This window comes from Microbulbifer maximicatervae (SeqCode) (assembly GCF_052467815.1).
In genome coordinates, this window is record NZ_CP174326.1 from 4,968,001 (window position 1) to 4,984,741 (window position 16,741).

Sequence of the window (16,741 nt, forward strand, 5' to 3'; positions counted from 1 at the left end):
ACCGGGATCAAACTTAACCCCGGTAGCTATTGATCGGAGGGATTAATCGAAAGAGCGCACATTCATTAATCGTGCAAACAAGCTGGAAGTATCCCAACGAGCTCCACCAATAGCTTGTACCTCACTATAAAACTGATCTACCAGGGCAGTTACGGGCAGTAAAGCTCCGTTATGTTGTGCCTCTTGAAGGACTATAGCCAAATCCTTACGCATCCAATCCACAGCAAAACCGTGGTCATACTCCCCAGCTAACATAGTTTTTGAGCGGTTTTCCATTTGCCAGCTCTGTGCCGCCCCCTTGGATATCACATTGACAACCTGCTCTCCATCGAGGCCAGCTGCCTTGGCAAAATGTAAACCTTCAGCAAGCCCCTGAACGACACCCGCGATACAAATTTGATTGACCATTTTACACAGCTGGCCGCTACCTACTGGCCCCATCAGGTTGCTCGCCCGCGCATAACAGTCGATAAGAGGTTGCACCTTATCAAAGTCTGCCTTATCTCCCCCAAACATAACCGTTAAAGCACCATTCTCAGCGCCGGCCTGGCCTCCAGAGACAGGTGCATCCAGAAAACCGATTCCCTTTTCGCCAGCTGCAACTGCCAATTCCCGAGCAACATCGGCAGAGGCTGTTGTATGATCTACAAACAAAGCCCCGTCATCCATACTCGTGAATGCCCCCTGCTCTCCTGTCACCACTTGGCGGAGATCGTTGTCATTGCCTACACAGGCAAAAACAACCTCCGCGCCCTTTGCAGCTTCAGCGGGCGTTGCAAAGCTCTCTCCATCATATTCTTGTAGCCATTGATCCGCACGGCTAACAGTGCGATTGTAAATTCGCACCATGTGGCCAGCATTAGAAAGATGCCCCGCCATGGGATATCCCATCACCCCCAAGCCAATAAATGCAACTGTTGCCATTTCCTCTACCCCCATACCATCCAAATAAGTATTACACCGAGAACCAAGCGATAAATCGCGAATGGAGCCATCCCAATGCGGCTAATAAATTGAAGGAAAAAATGAATACACAAATAAGCACTAATACAAGATAAAACGGTACCAAGCAGCAAGTCATTCCATGGAACACTTTCCAGCGCAAGTAATTCAATCGTTAACAAAATAGCGCTGAGGGCAATAACAGGAATGGACATCAGGAACGAAAAGCGCGCTGCAGCCTCTCTCTTCATGCCAAGCATCAAACCAGCAGTCATTGTGATACCAGAGCGGGAGGTGCCAGGGATCAGGGCCAACACCTGTGATAAGCCAATCAGAAGTGCTTTTTTCCAATTTAACTGGGCTAGAGATTCGACCCTGCGCCCCTTTGCATCAGCCCACCACAGTAAAATACCAAAGCCAATAGTCGTAGCAGCGATAACACCGGCTGAACGCAGGTGAGTTTCTATGAACCCTTTGAATACCAGGCCTATCAGCCCCACAGGTATAGTAGCGAGAACAATTAACCAGGCCAGCCGCCCCTCATCGGTAAATTGTTTATCCGTAAATCCTCCTAGACCATCCCTAATCAGCACCCAAATATCTTTGCGGAAATAGAAAACTACTGCCAGTAAAGAGCCAAAATGAACAGCGACATCAAAGGCCAGCCCCTGGTCCTGCCAACCCAATACCTCAGAAGGTAAAATCAAGTGTGCGGAACTGGAGATGGGCAGAAACTCTGTCAGCCCCTGTATCAGGGCCAAAATTACAATCTGAAATGTTTCCATGTGTTATTAAGATCGGATTTTTTGTCTTTTCTTCCAAGTCACTTCATTGCGCAAATAAACAGGCTCAAGCTCTTCAGCGGTCACTGTATGGCCCTGCTCCCATAGTGGTTCTGCCAGCTGCGCTATATCCCGAGCGTGAATGAGGCTGGCTTGATCAACGGCAGCCAATGACGCCCCTTCAAAAGCCTCATAATGTAATCCCGGGCCCGCCCCATAGATCGGAGTACAAATCTCCGATTTCTCTAAAGACAGCAGAACCTCCTCCGGGTTCTGTACCGCCTCCGGGATCAAGCTATCGCAGGGAGAGTCACTGGAGTAAACCCCCCAATATACTTGTTGCATACGAGCATCCAGCATTGCCACGACCGGTGACTGTCCCCAGTCCGGGTGCGATCGCCGAGCTCCAAGTGCTAGGGCTGCGAGGCTGGAAACCGGAACCACCGGTAGATCTGCAGCATAAGCCAACCCCTGCACACTACTAATTGCTATACGGAGACCAGTAAATGACCCCGGCCCGCGGCTGACAGCAAGAGCATCCAGGTCTGCCAGCTTTATGCCGGCTTCTGCGAGAACGTCATCCACCATTGGCAAAAGGCGACGGGTGTGATCGCGCTCTGCCTGTACAAAACGCTCAATCAGCTGGCCATCAGATATGAGAGCAACAGAACAGGCGCCCGACGTTGTATCCAGGGCAAGTATTTTCACAGCGTTCTTAATCCTGGTCATAAAAAAGGGAGGGAATTGTGGCACGGGAGCGGAGGGGAGTCATGCCCAATATCGCAACCCGCAACTAAAAAACCCCGGACTAACCGGGGTTTATGAGGAGCCTGCCAAAGTTCACTTCGTTGAGCCCATATATATGACCCTAGGCGGCCTTTTTCGGTGGCCGGCCTCGACGGGCAGCACCAGCCTTCGGTGGACGGCCTCGACGGGCTGGAGCCTTCTTAGCAGCTGCTGTCGCAGTCGCTTTCTTGGGTCGTCCGACTCTTTTTGCTGGCTTAGCTGCTGAAGCTGCCTTCTTTGGGCGGCCGGCTTTTTTCGCCGTCGCTGTAGCGGCCTTCTTGGGGCGTCCAGGCTTTTTCGCTGCCGTGGCCTTGGTTGCAGGTTTCTTCTTGGCCTTTTGAGTTTCGGCTTTTAATTTGGCTTTAGCCTTCTTCTCTAACTCTTTAATTTTAGCGGCAGCTTTCTTTGCAGCTGCTTTAACCTTAGCTTCAGCCTTCTTCTCAGCAGCCTTCAATTTCTTGGCATGAGCCTTTTCTTTGGTTTTTACCCAGCGTGCTTCAAATGCCTTGAGTGCGGCAGCCAACTCTTTATCTGCTTTGCTGGAGAGGCTCTTAGAGAGACTTTCCACCTTTTCTTTTGCAGCAGCTTCAGCCATGTGTACGGCATCCATAGCCTTAGCTTTGGCAAGATCCATCTTTGCCGCTGCAAGCTTGGCGCGCAAATCCTTTGCCTTACTATTGGCACTGGCCAGCGAGGTTTTCGCTGTTGCCGCATTACTTTTCTGCGCTCGAGCCTTAGCCTTAGCAACACGGTCCATTTGCGCATCCAGCGATTTCGTCGCTGAATCTACCGCCTTCTGCGCTTTCACGACCGCTGGCGACGCTGCGGTCGCACTAGTTGCTCGTTTCGCGCGTGTACCTTTTTTTACTACTCTTGCCATCCCTTGTCTCCTCACTGAAAGAAGAAGTACATCCAAAAGTGTGCCGGCAGCATTGCCTTTTAGCTATCGAATAAAAACTGGAATCGGCCGTTTTTATTACTTATGCAGAGCGCCGCACCGCCTATTTCGATACAACTTTATCAAAGTTAATAAAAATACCCGGCATTGCAAGTAAAAAAGCGAAAAATGAGAAACTTTTTATAAAAAAAGTATCTTTTTCTTATCAATTTTCACTTTTGGGTCCCGTTTTAGCACTTTGGTAGAAATTATTTTGTCCCATTGAGCTTAGTTTGCACAATTTCCGCAAGCGCCTCTATATGATCCTCACGCAAATTTAATGCGGGAATATATCGGTAGTCACTGCCCCCAGCATCAATAAAATTAGCGCGATTCTCTACCGAAATTTCTTCCAATGTTTCCAGGCAATCCGCAGAAAAAGCCGGGCAAATTACATCGACACTACTAACTCCTGTTTTACCCCATTCAATAAGGGTCTTATCGGTGTATGGCTGTAGCCACTCTGCCTTACCAAAGCGCGATTGAAATGTGACTTGCCACTTATCCTCACTGATTTCTAGTTCATCCGCTAATAACCGTGCGGTTTCCATGCAATGGCGATAATAGGGGTCCCCCTTATCCACATTGGCTTTTGGGATACCGTGAAATGAAAGTAACAATTTTTCCGCTGGCCCTGCTTTTTCCCAGTGTTCTTTTACTGAATTGGCCAGGGATTTTATGTAGAGCGGATTTTGGTAATAATCTCGAATCAGAGAAATATCCGGAATATCGCGACTATTGCGAAAAATTTGCGCCACCTGATCATAAATTGCTGCAGTTGTGGTAGCCGAATATTGGGGATATAGGGGAAGCACTATAAAAGACTCGAAACCTTTCTCGCGCAGAGTTTCTATGGTGTTGTCGAGGCGGGGCTCACCATAAGTCATGGCATATTCAACAGCGACATCGCAACCTTTTGCTTTTAAACGCTGCTGCAACAGCTCTGCTTGCTTCTGCGTATAGTAGAGAAGCGGCGATCCTTCCACTTTTGTTTCATCTGCACTGCTATTCCATATTTCCGCATAGGCAGGGGCAATACGTTGTGGACGAAAAGGCAGTACCAAGCAGTTCAATATGGTCAGCCAGATTGGCCGCGGTATCTCGACAACCCTCGGATCTGAAAGGAATTCCCGCAAAAAACTACTTACTGCTGTAGGTGTAGGCTCAGCTGGAGTACCCAAATTCATCAAAATTATTGCCGTAGACATAAACCACCCCGTTAGAAATCTTATCCTTTCAAGAAATCCTGCCAGTTATCAGGCAGGGAAGAGCGCATACTGCCAGGCCAATACCGCCGTGATCAACTCGCTCAATATCACTTCTGGAGATACAAAAAAGCCCCCAAGTGGGGGCTTTTAAAAAATGTTAGTGACGATCTCAGCTGAGCGCTTCCAACACTTTCTCGCGAATCTCATCCATACCGCCAACACCCATTACCTTGCTGTACTTGGGAGCCGCTTCAGGAGAGCGTGCTTCCAGCTCGCGATAGAAGCCTACCAGCGGTGCTGTCTGCTCGTGATAAACCGCCAAACGGTTGCGAACAGTTTCTTCAGTATCATCTGTACGCTGGATCAGTGCCTCGCCAGTCACATCATCGACACCCTCAGCCTTGGGCGGGTTGTATACGATGTGATAGACGCGACCAGAGTTTTCATGAACCCGGCGGCCCGAGAGACGCTTTACGATTTCTTCATCGTCAACAGCGATTTCCAGAACATGATCGATATGTACATCGGCTTCCAGAAGGGCTTCAGCCTGGGGAATGGTGCGAGGGAAGCCATCGAACAGGAACCCTTTAGCGCAGTCTTCCTGGGCAATGCGCTCTTTAACTAACGCAATGATCAGGTCGTCAGAAACCAATTTTCCCGCGTCCATAACATCCTTGGCCTGTAGGCCAAGAGGGGTACCCGCCTTCACCGCAGCGCGAAGCATATCGCCGGTGGAGATCTGCGGAATGCCGAACTTCTCTGTTATGAATTGAGCCTGAGTGCCCTTGCCGGCCCCCGGCGCGCCCAAGAGAATAATTCGCATGTTCAGTAAGCCTCCAATACTATCGACGAACCAAAAGCCGCCGCGCTAAAAGAGCGCTACCTTACACTCACACCTCAGATTGGGCAAGATTGCTACCGATGCCCCCACAATCCATACAAGCCACAGAGTACTAAAAGGGGCACAAAGCTCCGCTCTACGTAAGCCTGTTAAGATCCCTAGCTATCAGCACCAGGCTCCCGCTGAACTTTGGCCTTGTCCCAAAGTCTGTCCAGTTCCTCCAGCGTTGCCTCTGATACTTGCCGCCCTTCACTGTGTAAACTGGACTCAACATAACCAAAACGCCGCTCAAATTTCCTGCTACACCCCCGCAAAGCCGCCTCAGGATCAACCTTCAGATGGCGAGATGCGTTCACACAAGAGAAAAGCAGATCCCCCAGCTCCTCCTTTGCATGCTCCGTATCCCCATTTGTCACAGCCTCCCGCAGCTCTGCAACCTCTTCCTCAATCTTATCGAGGACACCATCAATATTGGGCCAGTCAAAACCGACACGGGAGGCGCGCTTCTGCAATTTGGCTGCACGCGTCAAAGCCGGCAGCCCCACAGCTACTCCTGCCAGGGTTCCTGCATCCCCTTTGGCAGCGCGTTCGGCCTCTTTAATCGCCTCCCAACTCCTCTTTACTTCAGCTTCATCAAGAGCTTCGGCAGAGCGGTCGCCGTAGAGGGTTCCACTGGGAAAGACATGGGGATGCCTGCGCACTAGTTTGCGTACCAAAGTGTCAACAATCTGGGGGAAATCAAAGTGGTCTTTCTCACGCCCTAACTGGGCATAAAAAATGACTTGGAAGAGCAGATCTCCGAGCTCTTCGTGCAGGTGCTCAAAGTCTTCCTGCTCAATAGCCTCTGCTACCTCATAGGCCTCTTCAATCGTAGAGGGGACAATACTGGCAAAGTCCTGTTTCAGGTCCCAAGGGCAACCGCCCTCAGGGCTGCGAAGCTGAGCCATCAAGTGGAGGAGGTCCTCCACAGAGTAATTCTTTTCCACGTTATTCCTTACTCAACGTTCAGCGCAGAATTCGCCGCTTTGCAGCTGCCACATTGGGTAGTTGATTGATCCGATGTAAAACCTGGCTCAACTCTTCAAAGTTGTGGATCTCAGCAGTCACGATCATTTCTACCGTATGCTTGTTCTTATTAGAGCGGGTTTGCATAGCGGTAATATTAATTTTCTGACTGTCCAGCATCACCGTGACATCCCGCAACAGGCCCTGGCGATCGTAGGCTTCGATCATAATTTCAACGGCGTAAAGTTCGCGGGGTTTTTCCGCCCAACTTACCTGGAGTACCCTTTCAGACTCCTCAACCTGCATACGCAGCATATTTGCGCAGTCTTTACGATGTATAGAAACCCCGCGCCCAAGGGTGATATACCCCATAATTTCATCGCCTGGAACAGGGTTACAACAGCCGGCAATGTGGGTGAGCAAATTACCCACTCCGTCGATATAGACATCAGCCTTGCCTTCTCCCCGGGCAACTGGAGCCGTCAGTGATGGTACCCGAGGCACATTGTCGACCTTCACCATTCGCTGGGCTGCGTTGAGAACCTGACCCACGCCTATATCACCGGCACCCACTGCCGCATAGAGGTCCTCTAGGGAATGCATATTGAGCTTGGCTGCCAACTTATCGAAATCGAAATCACTCAGCGCCAGCTGCTTAAATTCCCGGTCGAGAATACTGCGGCCATCGGCGATATTCTGATCCCGAGCCTGCTGCTTAAACCAGTGAATAATCTTGGCTCGGGCACGGGAGGTAGTGATATAGGCCATGCCCGAAGAGAGCCAATCGCGACTCGGCGCTTCGAGTTTTCCTGTGAGGATTTCAACCTGATTGGCTGTCTCCAACCGGTGGTTGAGCGGCACGATTCGGCCATCTACTTTAGCCCCGCGACAACGATGACCAATTTCTGTATGAATCTTGTAGGCAAAATCTAATGGTGTTGCACCCCGAGGCAGGTCTACAACATGACCACCGGGGGTAAATACATAAATACGTGAATCTGCCTCACTGGAGCGCAAATCATCTTGTAGTGGGTTACCTCCCACCTCTTCATGCCAGTCGAGCACCTGACGCAACCAGGATATTTTTTGCTCGTAGCTATCTTTACTCTCGCTCTTAAGATCAGTGCCCTTGTAACGCCAGTGAGCACAAACACCGTATTCCGCTTCTTCATGCATAGCAAAAGTTCGGATCTGAACCTCGAGCACCTTTCGCTCGGGGCCAATTACAGCCGTGTGCAGAGAGCGATAACCGTTTTCTTTGGGGGAGGCGATATAATCATCGAATTCATTCGGTATGTTGCGCCAGAGGTTGTGCACTATACCCAGAACCGCATAGCAATCCCTTACTGTTGGGACAAGAATACGCACTGCGCGAATATCATAGACCTGGGAGAAGCCGATATTTTTTCGGCGCATTTTCCGCCAGATACTATAGATATGCTTTGCTCGCCCGTAAACATCACCTTCAATATGGGCGCGCTCGAGTTCAGAGCGCAATAGCTCCAATACCTCATCGATATACTGCTGCCGAGCCAGTCTTTTCTCATCCAGCAAGCGAGCAATCTGCTTGTAATCTTCCGGCTCAAGATAGCGAAAAGATAGATCTTCCAATTCCCATTTGATATGACCAATTCCCAGGCGGTGGGCCAGGGGTGCATAAACATCGGCCACTTCACGAGCAACTCTTTGGCGTTTAGCCGGCTCTGAGTTTTTTGCAGCACGAATGGCACAAGTGCGCTCAGCGAGTTTGATCAAAGCGACTCGCACGTCGTCGACCAATGCCACCAACATACGCCGGATATTCTCTGAATGTTCCTCTACCGCACCACTCGGGCTTTCTTCTCCGGTATCTGCGCTGCGACTGCGAATCGCAGCCATACGCAAAACGCCACGAATCAGCTTGGCAACTCGCTCACCAAATTCTTTTTCCACAGCTTCCAGTGGCAGGCGTTTCTCACGTACGGCACGGTACAGCACCGCCGCGACAAGTGCTTCCGAGTCTATTTGTAAGTCGGCGAGAATCTCAGCCATCTCAAGGCCAGTAGCAAAACTGCTAGCGCCCTCAGCCCAGATATTTTCTGCCTCAATTGCGCGCTGTTCTGCTTCGGCACTCACCTCAGCTGCGCGCCGCAAAGTTACTATCGCAGAACCATCCAGGCCCGCGAGTTTCTGTACATGGCGCAACCAGGATTCAAGGTCGAGTTCACCTTCTCCACCATAGGAATGATGCTTTCTTACTTGAACCATGTTTTAACAAGAGTCATTTGTGTTATTGGCATAATTTTGTCGTTACCTGGCTTAGCAGCACATTTACTCAGTGCTCATGCTGGATTAAGCGCTTCTCTATCATAGGTTTGAACTCACCAAAGTCCATGATTTTCTGTATACATTTCAATAAGCTGCGCGAAATTCAGCAGTTTTTCGTACCAATTTGAGTGGGAGGGTATAAGTCTTGTGCAGCTTGTTGACCTTTTAACCAACAGTAAACCTGCAAAACCAATGCCTATAGAAAACCAAAATTGTGATATTGGGGAAATCGATAGAAGTGAACAGGTTGCATTTATTACTTAAAAGTGAATTTTTCCACCTCTACGTGAACATGAAACAAGGCTTTACCGAACTTTACAAACTATCAGTTTTTTGTATTTACCAGCTTAGTTATTGCTTTTTGTAACTGGCAATGCACATATAGCAAGAGGATTAGAGGCTCTCCCCAAAAAAAGGGGCAAAAGAGATGATTGTAAATTGATTGGCGAATCACTTTAAAGAGCTGCGAATCTCACAACGTTTTTGCGAGTAGACATCAGGAACAATGCTGGAATTAAAGTACTTTATTTCCAGCATTGATCAATAAAATAAGATAAATTAGAGAATAAAAGTAAGAACTATTTTGGGGCGGCAAAAAGTCCTGAAGATAAATAACGATCTCCACGATCACAGACAATTGCAACAATCGTCGCTTTTTCTAGCTGCGCAGACAGCCTTAAAGCACCGGCTACCGCTCCTCCAGAGGAAACGCCACAAAAGATACCCTCTTCTTTCGCCAGCCTGCGAGTCATATCCTCAGCTTCTCGCTGGTCCATATCCATGACCATATCCACTTGCTCAGGAACAAAAATCTTAGGTAAGTATGCCTCCGGCCAACGGCGAATCCCCGGAATACTGGAGCCTTCAGTTGGCTGCAATCCAACGATTTGAATATCGGGATTTTGCTCCTTCAAGTAACGCCCGCATCCCATAATGGTACCGGTTGTACCCATTGAGGAGACAAAGTGAGTCACCGTTCCAGAGGTCTGCTGCCAAATCTCCGGACCGGTTCCCTCATAGTGAGCCAGGGGATTATCGCTATTGGCAAACTGGTTCAGTACCAATCCTTTCTTATCCTCCTGCATTTGCAAAGCTAAGTCCCGCGCACCCTCCATACCTTCTTCAGCGCTAACCAATATCAACTCAGCGCCATAAGCTGTCATTGAAGCCTTGCGCTCCTCGGTAGCACTGTCGGGCATAATCAATATCATTTGATAGCCCTTAATCGCTGCAGCCATTGCCAGGGCAATTCCCGTATTACCGCTGGTCGCTTCTATCAGGGTATCTCCCGGAGAAATATATCCTGCAGCTTCCGCATGGTTGATCATTGAAAGTGCCGGGCGGTCTTTTACCGAACCCGCAGGGTTATTGCCTTCCAGCTTGAGCAAAACAGTATTACTGGTATCACCTGGCAGGCGCTGTAGTTTAACCAGCGGGGTATTGCCTACGCAGTCAGCAATTGTTGGATAATCCATAATGCAATAAATTCCAGAAAAATCTCGCGGGATCCAAGTGTACAGCAAGCGGTACTACGCACTAAATACCGTCTACTTTGGTCTACTCCCTACCCTGGTTATTAAGGGAGTTATACCTGAAGCGGTATTATTCAGATGGCTATGCCGCGCTATCTAATCTTGGCAAAGTGAATCTTTGAGCCTCTAAAACGCGCATATTGTGACAAAAAAGAAGCGTTTTCTGATAAGTGAATGAGTGCGCTCAGATGTACATAACGGTAAAATGAGGGAAAAATAATCGTACAAGGCCCCTCTTAACATGGCCCCAGGCAACCCTATTCTCTCAATCGAGGAACCAGAGCAACCTCGATCCTTACGAACCCTGGTATTTCGCCTTACTGTAGCACCCGCACTAATTCTGTCCTTGCTCCTCGCTCTCGTTTTCACCCTGCAGCAAATGCACGATCGTCGCCAATTACTATTAAGCCACGGTCGAGCCAGCGCCGAACAGCTAGCTGAACTAATTGAGATGAGCGGGGGCCATCCAGCTGAACTTAGAATGGAATGGCTGCGTAAAAGTTTGCTGGCGCTAATGCTGGAAAAAGATATGGTCAGATCTGTTCATGTCTACTCCACCGAACCCAGCCCCAAGCTAGCCCTCAACCCCAGCACCAGACTCAGCTTGCTGGCCAGTGTCGGGCCGCGTCCACGCACCCCCATTAGCAGAGACACCCTTAACAAGCGCGAACCCTTTATTTTTGAAGATGATGAGACCCTTCAGGTTTTACAACCATTGAAAGGCGATATCACCACCTGCTGGATAAGTATTGAGCTACATCGCCCCTATTTCCTGGTGGGAACTTACCAAGTTTTACTCGTAGGCTTGGTGGGGTTGATTCTCTGTACCCTAGCCGCGCTGGCCTGGTCGGTCATCATGTCTGAGCGCTTTGCTCACAGCCTGATTAGAATGGGACATACTCTGGAGGCGATTGGCAGAGGTGAGTTTGATCGACGCACCCATGAAACGGAGAATCGAGAACTCGCTCAACTGGGAAACCAAATTAACGAGATGGCTGAAAACCTGTCCAGTTACCAACAGGAATACAAAGCCAACTTGCTCCAGTCTATGGATGACCTGCGCCAATCGCTGGACAGTATGGAAGAACAAAATATTGAGCTGGACTTAGCACGTAAAAGGGCGCAGGAAGCAAGCAGGATTAAATCGACGTTCCTAGCCAATACCAGTCACGAGATTCGCACACCTTTAAATGGAATTATCGGTTTTACCAACCTATTGTTAAAAACTGGAATTGATGAGCTACAGCAGGATTACCTGCAAACCATTTTACGTTCATCGGAAAACCTGTTGACTACCATCAACGACATCCTGGACTTTTCCCGCATTGAGTCCGGCAACCTGGTCCTTGACCATATCCCTATGGACCTTGGCTTACTACTTGAAGAGACCCTGCAAATACTGGCCCCAAACGCCTATGAGCACCATCTGGAACTGGTGCCCTTGATCGATTCTCAACTCCCTCCCACTTTAATCGGAGACCCGTTGCGAATTAAGCAAATACTTACAAACTTGGTGGGTAACGCGGTGCGCAGCTCGGCAAATGGCAATATCCCCGTGCGCTTGTCAGTACATAGCATTAATAACTCAGAACTTGTACTCCGTATTTCGGTTACCGGCCTGGGTAACCGTCTTGACGAGGCTGGTCGCCGTGAAATTGAGAACATCCTCACCAGCAAGTCCCCACAGCTCACCCAACAAATCAGCGCAAATGGTTTAGGGATGTCTATAGCCCGCAGCCTAGTTGAGAGGATGAGCGGCTGCACAGGTATTGAAGAAACAGCCAATGACGGCAGCACCTGTTGGGTGCAAATTTCCCTCCAGGCTGAACGCAATCGAGGCATGTATCCGCGTATTCAATATCCTGGCTGCCGAATTTTACTTGCAGACCCCAACCCAGTTACACGGACCCAGGTAGCTCAGCTACTCAGCCAATGGCAAGTGGAGCCCATAGAACTCGGCGATACTGATACTCTGCAACCGGCAATCGAGCAAATGTGGCGGCACGATGCCCTACCGGATGCGGTTATTATCGATACAGCTACTGCCAAAGGTGATTTTGATAATTTCAGTAGCAAAGTGCAGTCGCTGGTTGATACCTATCAGTGCCGCGTGATCGTACTGGGCCCACCCGCTGAATTGCGTCGCTGCTACGACCAACTACGCACCCGCACTCTCACTTTCCTTAGCAAACCCGTCACCCGAGACAATTTGCTGCGATCCCTGAAACGAGCAGTACCACAGCAGGGGCAGCAGCGGGTTAGTGGCGGGGTACAGGCACTACCGTGGCCCGCACCACCGCGCGTGCTGGCAGTGGATGACCACGCGGCAAACCGCCGACTGGTCGGCGAACTTCTGCGAGCACAAGATGTAGAAGTCGTTATTGCAGCAAGCGGCGAAGAAGCTCTACAGCTCTGGCAGCAGGGAGCTTTCGACCTGGTGTTTATGGATATTCAAATGCCCGAAATGGATGGTATCGAAGCTACACGTCTGATTCGTGAGCAGGAGACCGGCCGCCGTACTCCAATCATTGCCCTCACCGCCCACGCCGGCGCCGAAGAAAAAGCACGCCTGCTGTCTGCGGGACTGGACGACTACTTAAGCAAGCCTGTTAGCGAGGCCCAGCTCTCCCATATGATCAAGCGCTGGCTTAAGATCATCACTCCCCAGGCCGCAGAAAAAGTGAAGATTGAGGAGATGCGCCTGGTAGACATTGGCGAATGCCTGACCCTCGCCAACGGCGATGCCAAGCTGGCCAGGGACATGCTGCGCATGTTGATTGACGGTCTCAGTTCAGATGAGAGAGAACTGGAAAGGTTGTACAACCTTGGGGATTACAAGGGCATGTTCGAACTCACTCATCGCATGCACGGTGGCTGCTGCTATTGCGGAGTTTCACGCTTGAGAGAATCAACTTGCGTGTTACAAGAGGCATTGCGCACTATCCAAGGGTCCGATGCCCAAGCCTTTGACCAGCGCAAACTCAATGCTGTTCTCAGGGAGATCCGGGCCCTGCGCGAGTGGGCTTCTGAACAAGACTTGGATGCGCTCTTTGGCCTGGAGGTAGTTGCCTAGCAGGATTCAAATACCACGAATGCCACGGCCGAATCTTTTTCATCGGACAGGCTGAGGTGGATTCTGTCCACACCAAGTTTTTCGGCCCTCTCCTCAGCTGCGCCCGCCAGTACTACCTGCGGTGCAGCTCCCTTGCGGCGACGGACATCAATGTCCTGCCAGGAAACCCCTTCACCAATCCCAGTGCCCAAGGCCTTGGCTACAGCCTCCTTCGCCGCAAATCGCTTACACAAATATGCAGCGCGGATGGGCTCAGCCATAGAATAAAAGTCCTTCCTTTCCGCACTGCTAAGAACACGCTCAACAAAGCGATCACCAAAGCGCTGCCACGCAACCTCAATACGGTCGTAGTTACAAATATCGGTGCCAATACTAACTATCATTTTTTTCCGTAAACCTGTCGAAAAAGCTCTCTGCTCTGCAAAGGCTTATCCCCCAATACTTTCCTCAACAATAATCGTGTAAGGCGCTTTGCAGGTGCTAAAGCCTCACCTGACCAGACACCCCCATTCATAGCGCTGTCCATCCCCAATAGTTCGGCACCTGAAAAAAAATACTCTCCCAGACTCTCATCATTGGAGCGGTGAACAGGCATTAAACCCCACTCATCATCCAGGCGATAAACCCCGCCTTCATTTACAAGGTCTCCTTGCGGGCCGCAAATATTGAGGGATGGGCAGGTACCTAGCTCCAGGAGCAGTTGTAACTCAAAGCAACGAAGCGGACCTTCCAGTTCAGCATTGGAGAGTCCCTCCAGCTGGGACAGAGATTCCAGCAGGCTCTGATAAGCTGCAAACAGCGTGTAATGCGCCTCGCCCTCGGGAAGGAGCCTTACCATCAGTTCATTGGCATAAAGGCCCGCATAAACCGCTCGGCTTTTGAGCCATAGTGGTACACCAACATTTTCGACTGGACCGAGCATTTTAAGTGAACCCGCTCCCATCAATGTGACAAGCAACGGGGTGAAGGGCTGCAACGCTTGTTGGCGGCGCTGCTTGTCACGACGGGCCCCACGGGCGACACAGCCCAGCCGGCCGTAATCGGGCGTGAAAAGCTCCAGGATCAAACTGGAGTCTTTATAGGGCCGCGAATGGAGGATATATGCGGGTTGAGGCGGTTGAGGCGTTTTCATAGGTCCAGGGGAAATTGCCCTGATGATTACTCGTCTCTGTAACCGAGACTGCGCAGAGCCCGCTCATCATCAGACCAGCCAGATTTCACCTTCACCCACAAATTGAGCATTATCTTGCTATCAAACAAGCGCTCCATATCTTCTCTAGCCTGGCTGCCAATCTGTTTGATTCGCTCGCCCTTATTTCCAATGATGATACGTTTTTGGCCCGCCCGCTCAACCAAAATAGCAGCGCTGATATGCAAGACCTTACCCTCTTGGGCAAACTCCTCTACCTCCACAGTAACTTGGTAGGGAACCTCGGCACCCAATTGACGCATAATCTTTTCGCGAACAATTTCTGCTGCGAGAAAGCGCGAGCTGCGGTCGGTCACTTGATCTTCGGGGAAGAAATGCTGCCCCTCAGGCAAGTGCTTCAGAATAACCTCTTCCAGAGTATCCAGATTTACGTTGCGCAAGGCTGATATGGGAACAATTTCAGCTTTTGGATGCTCCTCAGCCAGGGCTTGTAGCTGGGGCAGTAGATCAGCTTTATCCTCGAGCTGATCCACCTTGTTCACGGCGATAATTAATGGGCATTTAATACCGCGCAGCTTCTCTGCCACCAACTGGTCTGCCTCACTCCAACGAGTGCGCTCTACAACAAACACCACTACATCCACATCCCGCGCAGCACTGGCGGCAGCTCGATTCATATAGCGGTTGATCGCTTTCTCTTGGTCGGAATGCAGGCCCGGAGTATCGACAAAAATAATCTGGTTTGGACCTTCGGTTTTAATACCGAGCATATTGTGACGAGTCGTCTGCGGCTTGCGCGAAGTAATCGCAAGCTTCTGCCCTAGCAAGTGGTTCAACAGTGTGGATTTTCCCACGTTGGGGCGGCCGACAATCGCGACATAGCCACAGCGAGAAGGTTGTTCGCTCAAGAATTTTCTCCGAAAGAGTTGGAGGTCTCCGGGAAGCCCGGAGCCAGAAGTGCCCCCAGTGATATCGAGGGCTGTCAGCGCGATGCGGGACACTAATCCGGCACAACGCCTCTATTGTAAGGTTAGTCCTGCCCGGTGAGGAGCTTGTAGGCTTCAACCGCCGCCGTCTTTTCAGCATTGCGACGACTGCTGGCTTCTCCCTTCACCGGCTGTGTAAGTCCACTGACACGACATTCCACTACGAAATGCTGGGCGTGCTCAGCACCAGAGACATCCACAACTTTATATTCAGGCAATGGTTTTTTACGTGCCTGTAACCACTCCTGCAAGCGGGTTTTAGGGTCCTTCATAGTCTCCAATGATAGCCCCTGCAAGCGCAGAGCAAACCATTCGAGTACCCGGGCTCGAGCTGCTTCCAAGCCAGCGTCCAGATAGATGGCGCCAATCAAGGCCTCCACAGCATCAGCGAGAATCGACGCCCGGCGAAAGCCGCCACTTTTCATTTCACCTTCACCAAGGCGCAAGCAATCTCCAATCTCCAGCTCCCGAGCCAGTTTTGCCAGCGTTTCTCCGCTAACTAATTGGGCCCTCAAACGGCTCAACTGCCCCTCGCGTCCATTGGGGAACTGCTCATAAAGGGCCGCGCCGATGGTGAACCCAAGGATAGAATCGCCCAGAAACTCCAAGCGCTCATTATTACGGCTGCCATGGGATCGGTGAGTAAGCGCCAACTCTAGCAGCTCAGCCTGATCAAAATCATGGCCGAGGCGCTTGCAAAGGCGTTCCAGTAAAAGATCAGTCACGTTTGCGGAATTGCTCCAAATCGATCAGCGCATCACAGCAAAGTTCTGGCTTTGCCGTGTCGAGCTGCTTATTAAACTTCATCACAACATCAACGTTGTACATCAATGGCTGGCGCAACTCGTAATTGATACTTACCACAGTACTCTTGGCCCCTCGAACTACTTGCACCGACTTGGTCGGCTCACCCCGAACATTATTTATCAGGAAAAAACGGCCCAATTCTTTCTTGATTTGACCACTAGTCATATTTTCAAGGTTGGGGTTCTGACCAAGGGTTTTTAACCCCTCATTAACGTAGCGAGCATCTACATAGGCCGGAGCCATCTTAGATACGCAAGTCAGAGCAAATCCCAATAGTGCCAGTGCCAGCAACCATCCCCAATAACCCATTCCCCGCTGCCCCTGCATTGAGAGGTTGAGCTTATTACCCATTACTTTGCCCTCTACCCTTTATAAATCACCGGAC

The 16,741-nt window shown here is 50.4% G+C and carries 15 protein-coding genes; 1 reads left to right on the forward strand and 14 read right to left on the reverse strand.

All coding sequences use genetic code 11. The features are described from left to right. Positions 1-42: 42 nt before the first annotated feature. The 9 genes from ACJJIW_RS21465 to cysM form a co-directional block, all read right to left on the reverse strand. A complete protein-coding gene (locus ACJJIW_RS21465; protein WP_413662732.1) occupies positions 43-924 on the reverse strand; it encodes an NAD(P)-dependent oxidoreductase in 882 nt (293 codons plus the stop codon). A 5-nt stretch (positions 925-929) separates the two neighbouring features. Beyond that, positions 930-1,727 (reverse strand): undecaprenyl-diphosphate phosphatase, encoded by a 798-nt coding sequence (locus tag ACJJIW_RS21470; protein ID WP_282931976.1) that lies wholly within the window; start codon positions 1,725-1,727, stop codon positions 930-932. Positions 1,728-1,733: 6 nt separating this feature from the next. Then, positions 1,734-2,432 (reverse strand): tRNA (adenosine(37)-N6)-threonylcarbamoyltransferase complex dimerization subunit type 1 TsaB, encoded by a 699-nt coding sequence (tsaB, locus tag ACJJIW_RS21475; protein WP_282931975.1) that lies wholly within the window; start codon positions 2,430-2,432, stop codon positions 1,734-1,736. Positions 2,433-2,592: 160 nt separating this feature from the next. Then, on the reverse strand, positions 2,593-3,390 hold the full coding sequence (locus ACJJIW_RS21480) for a hypothetical protein (RefSeq protein ID WP_444936311.1): 798 nt from the start codon (positions 3,388-3,390) through the stop codon (positions 2,593-2,595). Between the two features lie 266 nt (positions 3,391-3,656). Continuing rightward, positions 3,657-4,655, reverse strand: coding sequence for a ferrochelatase (gene hemH / locus ACJJIW_RS21485; RefSeq protein ID WP_444936312.1), 999 nt, complete (start codon positions 4,653-4,655; stop codon positions 3,657-3,659). 169 nt (positions 4,656-4,824) lie between these two features. Beyond that, on the reverse strand, positions 4,825-5,478 hold the full coding sequence (gene adk, locus ACJJIW_RS21490) for an adenylate kinase (protein ID WP_282931972.1): 654 nt from the start codon (positions 5,476-5,478) through the stop codon (positions 4,825-4,827). A gap of 176 nt (positions 5,479-5,654) precedes the next feature. Further along, positions 5,655-6,482: a nucleoside triphosphate pyrophosphohydrolase gene (mazG, locus tag ACJJIW_RS21495; RefSeq protein ID WP_282931971.1), complete on the reverse strand. Its 828-nt coding sequence runs from the start codon at positions 6,480-6,482 to the stop codon at positions 5,655-5,657. Between the two features lie 19 nt (positions 6,483-6,501). Then, positions 6,502-8,748: a GTP diphosphokinase gene (gene relA, locus ACJJIW_RS21500; RefSeq protein WP_282931970.1), complete on the reverse strand. Its 2,247-nt coding sequence runs from the start codon at positions 8,746-8,748 to the stop codon at positions 6,502-6,504. Between the two features lie 638 nt (positions 8,749-9,386). Beyond that, positions 9,387-10,283, reverse strand: coding sequence for a cysteine synthase CysM (cysM, locus tag ACJJIW_RS21505; protein WP_282931969.1), 897 nt, complete (start codon positions 10,281-10,283; stop codon positions 9,387-9,389). Between the two features lie 298 nt (positions 10,284-10,581). Between cysM and ACJJIW_RS21510 the strand changes: the two genes are divergently transcribed. Further along, positions 10,582-13,413, forward strand: a complete 2,832-nt coding sequence (locus ACJJIW_RS21510) for a response regulator (protein ID WP_444936313.1) — start codon at positions 10,582-10,584, stop codon at positions 13,411-13,413. Here the strand turns inward: ACJJIW_RS21510 and acpS are convergent. The 5 genes from acpS to ACJJIW_RS21535 all read right to left on the reverse strand — a co-directional run bounded on the left by acpS (position 13,410) and on the right by ACJJIW_RS21535 (position 16,707). After that, positions 13,410-13,796 carry a holo-ACP synthase gene (gene acpS, locus ACJJIW_RS21515; RefSeq protein ID WP_444893235.1) on the reverse strand — a complete coding sequence of 129 codons (387 nt, stop codon included), beginning with the start codon at positions 13,794-13,796 and terminating at the stop codon, positions 13,410-13,412. The genes ACJJIW_RS21510 and acpS overlap by 4 nt on opposite strands. After that, positions 13,793-14,479 (reverse strand): DNA repair protein RecO, encoded by a 687-nt coding sequence (gene recO / locus ACJJIW_RS21520; RefSeq protein ID WP_444936314.1) that lies wholly within the window; start codon positions 14,477-14,479, stop codon positions 13,793-13,795. The genes acpS and recO overlap by 4 nt, the downstream gene beginning before the upstream one ends. A 92-nt stretch (positions 14,480-14,571) precedes the next feature. Beyond that, positions 14,572-15,471 (reverse strand): GTPase Era, encoded by a 900-nt coding sequence (gene era, locus ACJJIW_RS21525; RefSeq protein WP_444893233.1) that lies wholly within the window; start codon positions 15,469-15,471, stop codon positions 14,572-14,574. A 122-nt stretch (positions 15,472-15,593) separates the two neighbouring features. Continuing rightward, entirely contained in the window at positions 15,594-16,274 is a 681-nt protein-coding gene (gene rnc / locus ACJJIW_RS21530) for a ribonuclease III (RefSeq protein ID WP_444893232.1), read from the reverse strand. Beyond that, positions 16,267-16,707 (reverse strand): DUF4845 domain-containing protein, encoded by a 441-nt coding sequence (locus ACJJIW_RS21535; RefSeq protein WP_444936315.1) that lies wholly within the window; start codon positions 16,705-16,707, stop codon positions 16,267-16,269. Before ACJJIW_RS21535 ends, rnc begins: the two co-directional genes overlap by 8 nt. Between the last annotated feature and the right edge of the window lie 34 nt (positions 16,708-16,741).